At 61.4% G+C, this 14,510-nt stretch carries 12 protein-coding genes; 8 read left to right on the forward strand and 4 right to left on the reverse strand.

Translation table 11 applies throughout. The features are described from left to right. Positions 1–55: 55 nt before the first annotated feature. Positions 56–841, reverse strand: coding sequence for a helix-turn-helix domain-containing protein (locus K6M89_RS19150; protein ID WP_222140546.1), 786 nt, complete (start codon positions 839–841; stop codon positions 56–58). A gap of 122 nt (positions 842–963) precedes the next feature. On the opposite strand from K6M89_RS19150, the gene K6M89_RS19155 reads away from it, so the two are divergent. Both K6M89_RS19155 and K6M89_RS19160 read left to right on the forward strand, forming a co-directional pair. After that, on the forward strand, positions 964–2,544 hold the full coding sequence (locus K6M89_RS19155; RefSeq protein ID WP_222140547.1) for an ABC transporter substrate-binding protein: 1,581 nt from the start codon (positions 964–966) through the stop codon (positions 2,542–2,544). Positions 2,545–2,561: 17 nt separating this feature from the next. Beyond that, complete coding sequence (locus tag K6M89_RS19160; RefSeq protein WP_222140548.1) at positions 2,562–4,565, forward strand: CocE/NonD family hydrolase; 2,004 nt, start codon at positions 2,562–2,564, stop codon at positions 4,563–4,565. Positions 4,566–5,074: 509 nt separating this feature from the next. Here K6M89_RS19160 and K6M89_RS19165 read toward each other — a convergent pair. Continuing rightward, complete coding sequence (locus K6M89_RS19165) at positions 5,075–5,767, reverse strand: GntR family transcriptional regulator (protein ID WP_222140549.1); 693 nt, start codon at positions 5,765–5,767, stop codon at positions 5,075–5,077. Between the two features lie 144 nt (positions 5,768–5,911). On the opposite strand from K6M89_RS19165, the gene K6M89_RS19170 reads away from it, so the two are divergent. Genes K6M89_RS19170 through K6M89_RS19190 form a run of 5 tightly spaced genes read left to right on the forward strand, consistent with a single transcriptional unit; the run spans position 5,912 to position 11,180 of the window. Beyond that, positions 5,912–6,916: an ABC transporter substrate-binding protein gene (locus K6M89_RS19170; RefSeq protein ID WP_222140550.1), complete on the forward strand. Its 1,005-nt coding sequence runs from the start codon at positions 5,912–5,914 to the stop codon at positions 6,914–6,916. 57 nt (positions 6,917–6,973) lie between these two features. Next, the gene (locus tag K6M89_RS19175) at positions 6,974–7,792 is read left to right on the forward strand and encodes an ABC transporter ATP-binding protein (protein ID WP_222140551.1); all 819 of its coding nucleotides are present in this window, start codon (positions 6,974–6,976) and stop codon (positions 7,790–7,792) included. Between the two features lie 4 nt (positions 7,793–7,796). Further along, positions 7,797–8,666, forward strand: a complete 870-nt coding sequence (locus K6M89_RS19180) for an ABC transporter permease (RefSeq protein WP_222140552.1) — start codon at positions 7,797–7,799, stop codon at positions 8,664–8,666. Positions 8,667–8,705: 39 nt separating this feature from the next. Further along, positions 8,706–10,442, forward strand: a complete 1,737-nt coding sequence (gene araD, locus K6M89_RS19185; RefSeq protein WP_222140553.1) for an L-arabinonate dehydratase — start codon at positions 8,706–8,708, stop codon at positions 10,440–10,442. 12 nt (positions 10,443–10,454) lie between these two features. Further along, complete coding sequence (locus K6M89_RS19190; RefSeq protein ID WP_097584541.1) at positions 10,455–11,180, forward strand: ribonuclease activity regulator RraA; 726 nt, start codon at positions 10,455–10,457, stop codon at positions 11,178–11,180. A 39-nt stretch (positions 11,181–11,219) separates the two neighbouring features. On the opposite strand, the gene K6M89_RS19195 is transcribed toward K6M89_RS19190, so the two are convergent. Together K6M89_RS19195 and K6M89_RS19200 are read right to left on the reverse strand one after the other, a co-directional pair. Continuing rightward, positions 11,220–11,942, reverse strand: a complete 723-nt coding sequence (locus K6M89_RS19195; protein WP_064686541.1) for a response regulator transcription factor — start codon at positions 11,940–11,942, stop codon at positions 11,220–11,222. A 13-nt stretch (positions 11,943–11,955) separates the two neighbouring features. Then, complete coding sequence (locus K6M89_RS19200; protein ID WP_222140554.1) at positions 11,956–13,194, reverse strand: GAF domain-containing sensor histidine kinase; 1,239 nt, start codon at positions 13,192–13,194, stop codon at positions 11,956–11,958. A gap of 276 nt (positions 13,195–13,470) precedes the next feature. Here K6M89_RS19200 and K6M89_RS19205 point away from each other — a divergent pair, with 276 nt between their 5' ends. Next, on the forward strand, positions 13,471–14,487 hold the full coding sequence (locus K6M89_RS19205) for an ABC transporter substrate-binding protein (RefSeq protein ID WP_222140555.1): 1,017 nt from the start codon (positions 13,471–13,473) through the stop codon (positions 14,485–14,487). Positions 14,488–14,510: the final 23 nt, after the last annotated feature.

Genomic DNA, 14,510 nt, shown 5'->3' on the forward strand with positions numbered 1-14,510 from the left:
TGGTAGGATCGGCACTTCCGCCATGCCGAGGCAGCATAACCATGGAATCAGGTCCTCAATACTCTGCCGGCACCGCATATACTTCTGCAGACGGATCCGCAAGGAATGAGCGCACCGTCGGCGGCAGGTGGCGCGACGATAGCGGCAGAGGTCCACATCGCAAGAGAAGTTCACGCAGGTCCGGCTCGGCGCCGACATGTCGCCAGATCATCCGTGAGGCATAGGGCAGGTTTTCCCTTCGCCACGAAATTCCCATTGTCGTTCCGCGCAAATAGACACGCTGGTACTCGTCGAATGGCAGGAGGATCGTTTGTGACAACATGGAATTCGGGCCGACGACGCGCTCCGTAATGAATATGCGGTTTCGATAGAACGCCGCCAAACCCACATACTTCGAAAACTGGTGGATGCCGTTTCCAGGGTCCCGCAGACGCTCCATTGATTTGACATGCACCAGCCCGCCCTGCTCCATAAGGCGGCTGCACGAACAGACAACCATTCCAGGCCAGGACGGCGAGCGATGATAGGTCTGGAAATAGCCGATATGGCGCCGGAGCGCGGTCAGATCTCCGGGGAACGCTTTTAAGAGTTCGGAATTTTGATTAAGCCCTAGGGTTGGTTTGCGAAGCCGCTCGCGAAAGAGCCTGGGAGCGAGACTAAAGTCGGCTGCGTCGAGATCGAAATACTTGGCGATGCGCGCCAGATTATGAGCAGAGGGTCTCGTCTGGCCGTTGATGTATCGATTGAATTGTTGCCGGTTAATATCGATCGCACGGCACAGATGCGAAATAGAACGCTGCGTGGCACAGGCAGCCTTGAGGTTGTCGGCCAGGTGAGGCATCGGCAGCTCCGTCTTGATACCGGCTAGCGTAAACTCGCTTAAAAGTGCGTCAAGCCGCGAAATTGCGTGAGCCTGCCCGACCTCTAGGTTCCTTCTTACAAAACTGAAAAGAGGGAACTGTCATGACGCATCAAAAGGATCATTCTTTGCAGCTGAAAATCGACCGCCGCAACTTCCTCGGCGGTGCGGTCGCGCTGGGCGCTTTGCCGGCCCTCACTTCCGGTCTTCTGATGCCGCGCGATGCCCGCGCGCAGGAAGCGAAGCGCGGTGGTCATCTGAAACTCGGCCTCAAGGGCGGCGCCACCAGCGATGCGCTCGACCCCGCCACATACAGCGCTTCTGTCTTGTTCGTCATTGGCCGCCTTTGGGGCGATACGCTGGTCGAATCCGACCCCAAGACGGGTGCGCCCCTGCCGTCACTGGCGACTTCCTGGACGCCATCCGCGGACGCATCCGTCTGGACTTTCAAGATCAGGAACGACGTGCAGTTTCACGACGGTAGCAAGATGACCGTCGCCGACATCGTCGCGACACTGAAGCGCCATGCGGACAAGAAGTCGCAGTCCGGTGCACTCGGCCTGATGGCCTCGATCACCGGTATCGAAGAAAAGGCGGGCGAGCTTGTCCTGACGCTTTCGGAAGGCAATGCGGATCTGCCTCTCCTTCTCACCGACTATCATCTGATCATCCAACCCAAGGGTGGCGTCGGCAAGCCTGCAGCCGCCATCGGCACCGGTCCTTACATTCTAAAGAACTTTGAACCCGGCGTTCGTGCTTCCTTTGAGAAGAACCCTGGGGATTGGCGCTCCGACCGAGGCTTTGTCGACAGCGTTGAAATCCTCGTCATCAACGACAACACCGCTCGCATTGCGGCGCTCGCCTCCGGCCAGGTCCATTTCGTCAACAATGTCGACCCGAAGACCGTCCCGATGCTGCAGCGGGCACCGACTGTCGATATCGTGCGGAACGCCGGCAAGGGCTTTTACTGCTTCCTGGTGCATTGCGACGCGACACCCTTCGACAACAACGACCTTCGACTTGCGCTGAAATATGCCATCGACCGCCAGTCGATCCTGGACAAGGTGCTGGGCGGCTACGGAACGATCGGCAACGACTATCCAGTCAATTCTAATTACGCCCTTGCCCCGACCGATATCGAGCAGCGGCCGTATGATCCGGACAAAGCCGCCTTCCACTTCAAGAAATCGGGGCTCGACCGTCCGGTTCAGTTGCTCACCTCCGATGCAGCTTTTCCAGGCGCCGTGGAAGCGGCGATCCTATTCCAGCAAAGCGCGCGCAAGGCAGGCATCACGATCGACGTCAAGCGCGAGCCGGAAGACGGCTATTGGACCAACGTCTGGAACAAGCAGCCCTTCTGCGCCTCCTTCTGGGGCGGCCGCCCGACACAGGATTCGCGCTATTCCACCTCCTACCTTTCGACCGCGGAATGGAACGACACGCGTTTCAAGCGCCCTGACTTCGACAAGGCGGTGCTGCAGGCAAGGTCCGAGCTTGATGAGACCAAGCGAAGGGTACTTTATCGGCAATTGGCGCTGATGGTGCGAGACGATGGTGGTCTGATCCTGCCCGTCTTCAACGACTACATCATGGCTTCTTCGAAAACGCTGAAGGGATATGTCGACGACATTGGAAACGATATGTCGAACGGCTACATCGGCAGCCGCGTATGGTTTAATGCCTAACTCCGCGATATATGATCATGGCTGAGCGCGGCTTCACCACCATCGAGAATGAATGGATCACGCTGAAGGACGGGACGCGGTTTGCGGCGCGCATCTGGATGCCCGACGGCGCCGAGCAGGACCCCGTTCCAGCCGTCTTCGAATTCCTGCCCTACCGCAAACGCGACGGCACTAGCCCCCGGGACGAGTCGACCTATCCGGTGTTCGCCGGCGCCGGCATTGCCGGCGTACGAGTCGATATCCGCGGATCGGGGGAATCCGACGGCGTCATCGACGGCGAATATACCGAACGCGAGCTTGCCGATGCCTGCGAGCTGATCGCCTGGATCGCGGCGCAGCCGTGGTCGAACGGCGCGGTCGGCATGATGGGCATCTCCTGGGGCGGCTTCAACAGCCTGCAGGTCGCAGCCCTGCGCCCACCGGCGCTCAAAGCCGTCATCTCGATCGCCTCGACCGTCGACCGCTATAATGACGACATCCATTACAAGAACGGGTGCCATCTCTCCGCCCAGCTCTCATGGGCGGCGACGATGCTCGGCTACCAGTCGCGCCCGCCCGATCCGGCCCTTGTCGGCGAACGCTGGAAGGAGATGTGGATCGAGCGCCTGGCAGGCGAACCCTTCCTCATGGAGGAGTGGCTGAGCCATCAGCGGCGCGATGATTTCTGGCGTCACGGCTCGATCTCGGAGGATTTTTCCAGCGTCGAGATCCCGACGCTTGTCATCGCCGGCTGGGCCGACGGCTATCGCAATACGCCGCTGATGGCGGTCGAGGGCCTGGGCGACAAGGCAAAAGCGCTGATCGGCCCCTGGGTGCACAAATATCCGCACTTCGCCTGGCCGAAACCGCGCGCGGATTTCCCTGCCGAAGCGATCGCCTGGTGGAACAAATGGCTGCGCGGCGAGGACAATGGCATCGACAGGCTGCCGCAGGCCCGCGCCTATATTCTCGATGCTATCCGCCCGGCTCTCCGCCGCGACAGCGATCCGGGTTTCTGGGTGGCGAAGGACAGCTGGTCGCCGCCGAAGATGCAATGCTTCTATGTCGAGCAATTCGGCAGGCTGACGGAGGGCATGCCGATCCCGCATGCGCCGGAGCACCCCGTCTACCTGCGCTCGCCGCTCGACACGGGCACCGCCTCGGGCGAATGGTTCACGCTGAAGCCGGATGCGGAGCTGGCGATCGATCAGCGCCTCGACGATGCCGGCTCGCTGACCTTCCAGACCGCGCTGCTGGCTGAAGATCATGATTATCTCGGCCGCCCGGTCGTGACGCTGGCGCTCAGATGCGATGCCGAAACCGCCAATCTATGCGCAAGGCTCGTCGACATCCATCCGGATGGCACGGCGACCCGCGTCTCCTTTGGCGTGCTCAATCTCGCTCATCGCAACGGCAATGCAGCGCCCGCACCGATGAGCAAGGGTGAACGCACGACTGCGAGCCTTACCCTGGATGCCTGCGGCTACCGCTTCCGCAAGGGGCACCGCATCCGCTTGTCGCTGTCGACGGCCTATTGGCCGATGGTCCTGCCGCCGCCGGAAGATCCGGGTCTGACGATTGACATCGCCTCCGTCGGCCTTGGCCTGCCTTTGCTTGGGACACATGAGCTCATCGATGTAAAACAGCCTGACGATCCCGATCCGCTGCCGAAATATATCGAACACGTGCCGGGCTCGACGAAGCGGCATGTCTTGCGCGATCTGTCGGCCGGCCTTACCCGCTATGAAATCCACGAGGATACCGGCCTTTTCGAACATCCTGGCACTGGCCTGTCGACGCGACAGCTTCGCGAGGAAACCTGGTCGATCGCGCGGGATGACCCGATGTCAATGTCCGGCATCTCGACATGGACATGTGACATGCAGCGCTCTGGCTGGTTCGTCCGCACGGTCGCGACGTCATCCATATTCTGTACGGCAAAGGACTGGATCATCAGCGCCTCGGTCATTGCCTATGAAGGCGAGACGGAAATTTTCAGGAAGATGTTCGAAGAGAAGCGCATCGCGCGCGACCTGATGTAGGTCAGCGCTGGCAGACAAATAAGGTTGCCGCCGAGTGACACTCGGGTCCCATTGGTGTGTTTCGGCATGCAAATTTGGCTCTGACTCACTTTTGATGAAATCAAGTGCTGGCTGATGTTGGTTTCACATAAGGAATCAGCACCATGGGTTATTCGCTGCGACCGTCGACGCTCGTTCCTCGCGGCTTTGTAGTCGACAATACAGCCGTTGATGACGAGGTAATGTTGATCGCAGTTCGGCCGGCGAGTAGAGCAAGCCCTTGCCCGGGAACAAGGTCGGAGCGAATCCACAGTTGATATCAACGACGCTTGGCTGACCTGCCCTTGGTGGGAAAGTCCGTTCGGCTTGTCATTGAAGCGCGACGGTTCCACTGCGACGCTGTGCCGGAGGACGGGCTTCGTTCCTCATGCCGGCGGGTCCGTCTTCGGCTGGTTATGATAAGGTTTCGGATAGGTGCGGGAGCATTTCCTCTCGAAAGCTTGCGATGGCCAAGCTGACGCGCTCGACCTTCAGCCGCGAATATAATTTGGATACTGGGCTCGGATCACATCGATGATCGACAGCGTGCCCGACAGATGTTTTCTGAGCGCGGCCGTTGCTGCTTCAGGCTTGCCCGACGCGATGGCGTCGACGATTGCTTCATGGTCGGCAAGGACCGTCTGCATCTTGCCCGGCATCGGCAGGTTGAGGCGCCGCAACCGGTCGAGATGCACGCTTTGGCGCCTGACATTGGCCCAAAGCTGCAATATGCCCGCTCTCTCGTAGAGCTTCCGGTGAAAATCGCGGTCGATGTCGTCGAAGGTGTCATAGGTCTCCGGGGACCCGACCGCCTTCTGCCGCGCCAGGATCTCGCGCAGCTCCGCCGCCGTCTCGCCCGGCGTCTCCTCGGTCAGCCGCCGCACCGCCTCAAGCTCGATCGATAGTCGCAGAAACTGCGCCTGCCGCGCATGGTCGGTGTCAATCTTGGCGACCACCGTCGCATATTGCGGATAGACTTCGACTAGTCCTTCTTCCTGAAGCCGCATCAAGGCATCGCGCACTGGCGTCTGACTCACCCCGAATTCCAGCTGCAGCGAGGCGCGCGACAGGACCGTCCCCGGCGCAAGCTCCACCGTCAGTATCCTTGCTCGCAATATCTCGTGGATCTGCAGCGCCACCTGTCGTGACCGATCCAACTGGCTTTCCCGAACCATTCCGCTCATGTCCCTGTCCTGTTTTCGCGTCGTGCAAATCGACTAAACCACATTTTTTGGGTTGATGCACTGATGCATTAGTGCTTCAATGGCGTAATCCGCCTCGGGAAAGGCGGCAGAGGGGCTGATGCCCGCATCCTTTGGGAGGACCAGATGCAAATTCTAAAACATTGTCTTGTGGCCGCGGCCGTCACGCTCGGCCTTGCCTCGGCGAGCCAGGCACAGGAGAAGACCGCTATTTCGATTACCCGGCAGCCGGGCATCCTCTATCTCGCCAGCCATGTGATGGAGACGCAGAAACTGATCGAAAAGCACGCGGCTGCCGATGGCGTGGCCGATGTGACTGTCGAATGGCGGACCTTCAGCGGCGGCGGCGCTCAGACCGATGCCTTGCTTGCCGGCAACGTCGACATCGTCAATACCGGCACCGGCAACCTGCTTCTGCTCTGGGACCGCACCAGGGGAAAGGTGAAGGGGATCATCACCAGCTCCGCGCAGCCGGTGATCATGGTCAGCAATGATCCGCGCATCAAGTCGCTGAAGGACATTACGCCATCCGACAAGATCGCCGTGCCGACGGTCGGTGTGTCGACCCAGGCGATCCTGCTGCAGATGGCGGCGGCGAAGATGTTCGGTGAGGACAAGGTCAAGACATTCGATTCCAACACCGTTCAGCTCGGACATCCGGACGCGGTTGCGGCAATCGCCAACCCGAACCACGAGGTGAAGAACCATTTCGCAGCGCCGCCTTTCCAATATATCGAGCTGAAGCAGCAGGGCGTGCACAGGGTGACCGATTCCAAGGAGATCCTGGGCGGTGCGCTGACGCAAGCGACCTTCTTCACCACCACGACATTCGCCGACGCCAACCCGAAGATCGTCAAGGCGCTGCGCGAAGCGACGGAGGAAGCAGTCGCCTTCATCAAGAAGGATCCCAAGGCCGCCCTTGAAGCCTACAAGACGGTGTCGGGCGACAAGACCAGCCTCGATGATCTGCTCGCCATGCTGAAAGAGCCGGGCATGGACGAATGGCGCACCGACCCGCAGGGCACGATGAAATTTGCAGAGCACCTGCACAAGATCGGTACGCTCAAGACCATGCCGAAGGCCTGGACCGACTATTACCTGCCCGACTCCGCCTATCTCAACGGCAATTGACGGCACCAGGGCGGCGGCGCTTTAGACCCGCCGCCCCCTCTTCAAGGAGTAATTCCAATGCTTCAGGCCATTGCCCGCACGGGCAACGAGACCGCACCGGCGGCCGAGAGAGAGCCCCTCCTCAAGGTCGACAATGTGACGCTGCGCTACAAGACCCCCAACCTGCTGGTCACCGCCACCGAGGGCGTCAGCTTTTCCGTCAGCCAATCCGACAGGTTCGTGCTGCTCGGACCGTCCGGCTGCGGCAAGTCAACGCTTCTGAAAGCCGTCGGCGGCTACATGACGCCGTCGGTAGGTTCCATCCATATCAACGGGCGCCAGGTGAAATGTCCAGGCCCCGACCGCATGATGGTTTTCCAGGAGTTCGACCAGCTGATGCCCTGGAAAACGGTGCTCGGGAATGTCATGTTCCCGCTGCTGGTCGCCCGCAAGCTGCCGAAGGGCGAAGCCGAAGCATTGGCGCGCGAATATATCGACAAGGTGAAGCTGACCCGCGCCGTCGACAGCTATCCCCACACGCTGTCCGGCGGCATGAAGCAGCGCGTCGCCATCGCACGCGGCATGGCGATGCAGCCGGATATTCTCCTGATGGACGAGCCTTTCGCAGCGCTCGACGCGCTCACCCGCCGGCAGATGCAGGACGAGCTGCTCCAGCTTTGGGAAGATACCAAGTTCACCGTCATCTTCGTCACCCATTCGATTGCCGAAGCGATCAAGATCTCGAACCGGATCCTGCTCCTGTCGCCGCATCCGGGCAGGGTCAAGGCGGAGGTGGTGGATGTCGACAAGGTCAGCCACCAAGACGGCAGCGCCGCAGCGCTCGAGCGTGACATCCATAACCTGCTGTTCTCCTCGGAACCCGGCCACAAGGAATAAAGCCATGTTGTCCGCAAACATCATTCTTGCGCCCGATGTCGAGGCCGCCAAGCCCTACGACAACGTCAAACCGGTCGAACAGAGGCTCAGTGCATTCGAAACGCTCTGGGGCATCGGCGCACTGCGCAAGACATTGCTGATCGTCACCCTGGCGATCGTCTGGCAGCTCTACGCTTCCTATCTCGACAATCCTCTTCTATTCCCGACGCTCAGCGACACGATCATCACGCTGATCGACCGTTTCGCCGACGGCACGCTGCCGGCCCGCATCTGGACGACGCTGCAGATCCTATTCACCGGATACGCGCTCGGCACGGTGCTCGCCGCACTCCTGACCGTGCTCGCCATCAACACGCGCATCGGCACCGATTTTCTCGAAACGATGACGGCGATGTTCAATCCGCTGCCGGCGATATCGCTTCTGCCGCTGGCGCTGATCTGGTTCGGCCTCGGCGCCTCCAGTCTCGTCTTCGTGCTCGTCCACTCGGTTCTCTGGGCGGTGGCGCTGAATACCCATTCCGGTTTCCTCGGGGTCTCGCGCACCTTGCGCATGGTCGGTGCAAACTATGGACTGACGGGTATTTCCTATGTGGTGCGGATCCTCGTGCCTGCCGCCTTCCCTTCCATCCTCACCGGCCTGAAGATCGGCTGGGCCTTCGCTTGGCGCACGCTGATTGCCGCCGAGCTCGTCTTCGGCGTCTCCTCGGGCCAGGGAGGCCTTGGCTGGTTCATCTTCGAGAACCGCAACCTTCTCGATATTCCGGCAGTCTTCGCCGGCCTCTTGACCGTGATCATCATCGGCCTGATCGTCGAAAACCTGGTCTTCCAGACGATCGAGCGCCACACCATCCAGAAATGGGGAATGAAGGAATAGCCGCGAAAACGGTTTTCCCCATCCCGAGAAGGTATCCTCATGACACACAGAAAAACGCCGGATACGCTGCGAAGCGCGCGATGGTTCGCGCCGGATGACCTGCGCAGCTTCGGCCACCGCTCGCGCATGATGCAGCTCGGCTATGCCGAGGAGGATTTTCGCGACAAGCCGATCATCGGCATCCTCAATACCTGGTCGGAGCTCAATACCTGTCACTCCCACTTCAAGGAGCGTGTGCAGGATGTGAAGCGCGGCGTCTCGCAGGCCGGCGGCTTCCCCGTTGAAATGCCGTCGCTATCGGTCGACGAAAGCTTCACGAAGCCCACCTCCATGCTCTACCGCAACATGCTGGCGATGGAGACGGAGGAGACGATCCGTTCGCACCCGCTCGACGGCGTCGTGCTGATGGGCGGCTGCGACAAGACCACGCCGGGCCTCGTCATGGGGGCGCTGTCGGCCGGCGTGCCGATGATCTACCTGCCGGCCGGGCCGATGCTGCGCGGCAATTACGCCGGCAAAATCCTCGGCTCCGGTTCGGATGCCTGGAAATATTGGGACGAGCGCCGCGCCGGCAACATCACCGATGCCGAGTGGCTCGGCGTTCAAGCCGGCATCGCCCGCTCGGCCGGCACATGCATGACGATGGGCACCGCCAGCACCATGACGGCGATTGCCGATGCGATGGGCCTGACGCTGCCAGGCGCCTCGTCCATTCCTGCCGTCGATGCCAATCACCAGCGGATGTCGGCCGCCTGCGGCCGCCGCGCCGTCGAGATGGTCTGGGAGGATCTGACGCCCGAGCGGATCGTCACGGAAGCGGCATGCCGCAACGCCGCGATCGTCGCCATGGCCACCGGCTGTTCCACCAATGCCGTCGTCCATCTGATCGCGATGGCCCGGCGCGCCGGCATCAACCTGACGCTCGACGATCTCGACCTGCTGGGGCGGGTGACGCCGCTCATCGCCAATGTCCGCCCCTCGGGAAAGGACTATCTGATGGAGGATTTCTTCTATGCAGGCGGGCTGCGGGCGCTGATGAAACAGCTCGAGGACCGGCTGGACCTGACGGCCATGACCGTCACCGGAAAGACCATGGGCGAAAACCTGATCGGCGCAGAAGTCTATAACGACGATGTCATTAGGCCGCTTTCGAACCCTGTCTATCACGAGGGATCGCTCGCCGTCCTGCGCGGCAACCTCTGCCCTAACGGGGCGGTGATGAAGCCGGCGGCCTGCGATCCGAGATATCATGTGCATCAGGGGCCGGCGCTGGTCTTCGACAGCTATCCCGAGATGAAGAAGGCGATCGATGACGAAAACCTCGACGTCATGCCTGACCATGTCCTCGTGCTGCGCAATGCCGGGCCGCTCGGTGGTCCGGGCTTTCCGGAATGGGGCATGCTGCCGATCCCGAAGGCTTTGATCAAGCAAGGTCATCGCGACATGCTGCGCATTTCCGACGCCCGCATGTCCGGCACCTCCTACGGCGCCTGCATTCTGCATGTATCTCCGGAGAGCTATATCGGCGGCCCGCTGGCATTGCTGAGGACCGGCGACATCGTCCGCCTCGATCTGCCCAACCGCCGGCTCGACATGCTGGTGGATGAGGCCGAACTCGTCCGGCGACAAGATGCATGGAAGGCGCCGGAGCCGCATTTCCAGCGGGGTTACGGCTGGATGTTCTCCCGCCATGTCACCCAGGCCGACCAGGGCTGTGACTTCGATTTTCTTGAAACGGGTTTCGGCAAAAGCGCCGGCGAACCGGATATTTATTGAGGAGGTATGAGAATGACCGATTACGTGCTGAGCGAGGCGACCCGCGCGAAGTTCAAGAAGATCTCCACCGCATCGATCGCCACCGCCCTCTTCAAACGCGGTCTTCGAAGCCAGTTCATCCAGGGGGTCGTGCCGGTGGCGCCTAAGGCGGAAGTGATGGTGGGACAGGCATTCACGCTGCGCTATATTCCCGCTCGCGAGGACCGCAATCCGATCACGGTTTTTCAGAACCCAAATCACCCGCAGCGAGTCGCGATGGAGACATGCCCTCCAGGGCAGGTGCTAGTGATGGATGCGCGCAAGGACGCAAGGGCTGCGACGGCGGGTTCCATCCTGATCACCCGGCTGGCGCTCCGCGGCGCGGCGGGCGTCGTCTCCGACGGCGGTTTTCGTGATGCCGAGGGAATCGGGGCGCTTGACATGCCGGCCTATTACGCCAAGCCGTCGGCGCCGACCAATCTCACCTTGCACGAGGCGCTCGATATCAATGTGCCGATTTCCTGCGGCGATGTCGCCGTGTTTCCCGGTGACGTCCTGGTCGGCGACCGCGACGGCGTCATGGTCATCCCGGCCCATCTGGCCGATGAACTCGCGGATGAATGCACGAATATGGAAAGCTACGAGGACTTCGTCCTCGAGCAGGTCAAGGCTGGGGAAACGATCATCGGCCTCTACCCCTGCACCAAGGAAGAACATCAGCAGAAATACCAGGCCTGGCGAAAGGAAAACGGCCGCTGAGGTTGCTGAGGGGCGGCGTCCGAATCTGGCCTGCCCCTGCTATTTTCCGTCAAGCCACTCCTGCAGCTCCGCCTCGGCCCGTTCCAATGCGCTGTAATTCAGTAGCTTGCGTAACAACGCGACGGTCACGGCGCGGGCGCGCAGGTTGAAGCGGCCGTCTTCGTGGTCGTCGCCGGCGGCCTGATAAACGTCGAGCTTGTCATAGAGCTGCTGCAGGCGGTTCTGCACGCTGCGCAGCGACAGGCCACGGCGTTTGGCGATCGCCCGGTCGGTCAGGCCGAGCGCGATATCGACGAGGATCTCGTATTCGGAATCGGTGAAGCCGTTCGTCTGGCCGAGGCTCTTCTGCTGCAGGCCTCGCACCTCGCGGTCGATGACGCACTGGCTCTCGATGAAGATCGAACGCAGGGCAAGCTTCAGCCGCTCGTCTGAAGCTGATTTCAGCACATAGCCATAGGCGGCGCCGTCCGGCACGATGCGCGAGACGCCGCGCACATAGGCCTCGTCCGAATAATTCGACCAGAACAGGATGCGTGTCTCCGGCCGCTCCTTCCAGATCGTACGCGCCGCCTCTATGCCGTTTCTATTCGCCATCTGCAGGTCCATGACGATGTGCGCCGACTTATGGTCGCGAGCAAGCTTCTCGCCGGCGGTTCCGTTCTCCGCCTCGATGACCGTGTCGCATTCCGGCAGGGCGGCATTGACCGCCTCGTGCAGATAGGACCGGTGCAACGGGTCGTCCTCGACGATCAGAACCTTCATTTCGCCTCGCTCCTCAATTTGGTTCGTCCCCCAGCCCATTCGGCGCAAGCGGCAGCACGACGCGGACCGCGGTTCCGCGGTTGTTATGGCCGGGTCCCGTCGTGAAGCGCGCTGAGATCAGCCGGGCGCGGGTCTTCATGTTGTCGATGCCGCCGCCGATCCGTCCCCGGACCTTGGAGAGCCCGGTTCCGTCGTCGGAAATTTCGATCGACAGCTGTTCCCTGTCGGCCTCGAGCCGCACCCTGATTGCCAGGGGCGCGGCATGGCGCACGGCATTGTTGATCGCCTCCTGGGCGATCCGGAACAAGGCGACGCTGACGGTCGGTTCCAGTTGCTCCAGCGCGCCGTTCGTTTCATCGACCAGGCCCCATTCGATCGTCGATCCGGCGTCGCGCGTCGAGCGGTCGAGATGATGCTCGATTGCCTGGGCAAGGCCGAAGAGCTGCAGCACGGAGGGTTTTGCCTGCTCGATGATCTGCCGGAGATCCTGCATGCAATGCTGCAGGGATCGCGAAACGGGTTCCAGCGCCTCGGCCGTGACCTCGCCATTGCGGGACAGCCGATCGATCCGGCGCGCAAGCCGCGTCAGGTCGGCAAGCGTCTGGTCGTGAAGGTCCATGCCGATCCGCTGACGCTCCTGCTCCAGTGCTTCGGTCAGCTTCAGGGCGCCCTGCCGCAAGCCCTCCTCACGGGCGCGGGCCTCCGCCTCCACGATCGCCGAGCGTTGCGCTTGCTCGGCCGCCTGCAGCGCGAAGAAATAGGGCGTCAGCAGATCGGCGATAATGCGGGCGCGCTCGATATCCTCCATCGTATAGGCACCGGCTTTGTGAGACGAGCAGGAAAGCGCTGCAATGATCGTGCCCTGCACCTTCATCGGGACATGGAGGCGGCTTCTCAGCGATTGTTCGACGATCGGCCGCTTGAACGCGCCCTCGAAATGGAAGCGCGGGTCCGTCATGGCATCGTCGGCAAGCAGAAAGTCGACCTCGCCCCACAGCAGCGAGCGAATGGGACTGTTGACCACCGGCGCACCGGCAATCTCGCCCCAGGCGGTCTCGATCCCGGTCTCATAGGCCGTGTGGTAATTGCCGCCTTCTAGCAGCACGCAGACGTCAAGATGGTCGTGCGGGATGATATGCGCGACCTCGGCCGCCACGGAGCGGATCGCCGAGCGGAAATCGAGCTGGCCGGCGAGCAGCCGGGAAATGCCGAGATAATGGTCGAACAGGGCTGCGGGTGCAAGTTGCAGCATTGTCAGTTCCTCCCCGTCACGACAGGCTCCTCAACCTGCCATGATCCTTTCCCAGTAAGCGCCGCGGAAACGCCGCCGTCTTGCATAAACCCGCAGCTTGTTGCGCAAAACCCGCAAACGACTTGCCGCCTTGCCCCTGTACAGGCCTGCCGATCTCCCGCATCCTGCCCTTACTGAGAGGAGGAAGCTCAGTGCAAGAACAATTTTCACTCGGACCCTTGGGTCCAACCGGAGTGAAGCGATCGGCCGACCGGCGCGATCATGAGGGAGGAAGACATGACAATTCGTAAGATGCTTCTGGCATCGGCCGCTATTGCTTGCGCCGCGATGCCCGTTTCTGCCCTTGCCGACACTTCGGGCAAGAAGATCGCCCTTTCCAACAACTATGCCGGCAACTCGTGGCGTCAGGCCATGCTGACGAGCTGGAGCAAAGTGACGGGCGAAGCCGTCAAATCAGGCGTCGTTGCCGCAGCCGATCCCTTCACCACCGCCGAAAACCAGGCGACGGAACAGGCGGCGCAAATCCAGAACATGATCCTGCAGGGCTATGATGCCATCGTCCTGAACGCCGCCTCGCCTACGGCACTGAACGGTGCGGTCAAAGAAGCCTGCGACGCCGGCATCACCGTCGTTTCCTTCGATGGCATCGTCACCGAACCCTGCGCCTGGCGCATCGCGGTCAATTTCAAAGAAATGGGCCGTAGCGAGGTGGAATACCTGTCGAAGAAACTCCCGCAAGGGGGCAATCTGCTCGAGATCCGCGGCCTTGCGGGCGTCTTCGTCGATGACGAGATCTCGGCCGGCATCCACGAGGGCGTCAAGCAGTTCCCGCAGTTCAAGATTGTCGGCTCCGTGCATGGCGATTGGGCGCAGGACGTGGCGCAGAAGGCTGTTGCAGGCATCCTGCCGAGCCTGCCCGAAATCGTCGGTGTGGTGACGCAGGGTGGTGATGGCTATGGCGCTGCGCAGGCGATTGCCGCGACCGACCGGAAGATGCCGATCATCATCATGGGGAACCGCGAAGATGAATTGAAGTGGTGGAAGGAGCAGAAGGACGCCAAAGGCTACGAGACAATGTCCGTTTCGATCGCGCCCGGCGTCTCGACGCTTGCTTTCTGGGTGGCCCAGCAGATCCTTGACGGCAAGCAGGTCAAGAAGGACCTCGTCGTGCCCTTCCTGCGGATCGACCAGGACAATCTCGAAACCAACCTCGCCAATACCCAGGCCGGTGGTGTCGCCAACGTTGAGTACACGCAGGCGGATGCGATCAAGGTCATCGAGTCGGCAAAGTAATCTCCCGGCGAATGCCGCGCGGC

This window comes from Rhizobium croatiense (genome assembly GCF_019793465.1).
In the GTDB taxonomy this organism is placed as follows: Bacteria; Pseudomonadota; Alphaproteobacteria; order Rhizobiales; family Rhizobiaceae; genus Rhizobium; species Rhizobium croatiense.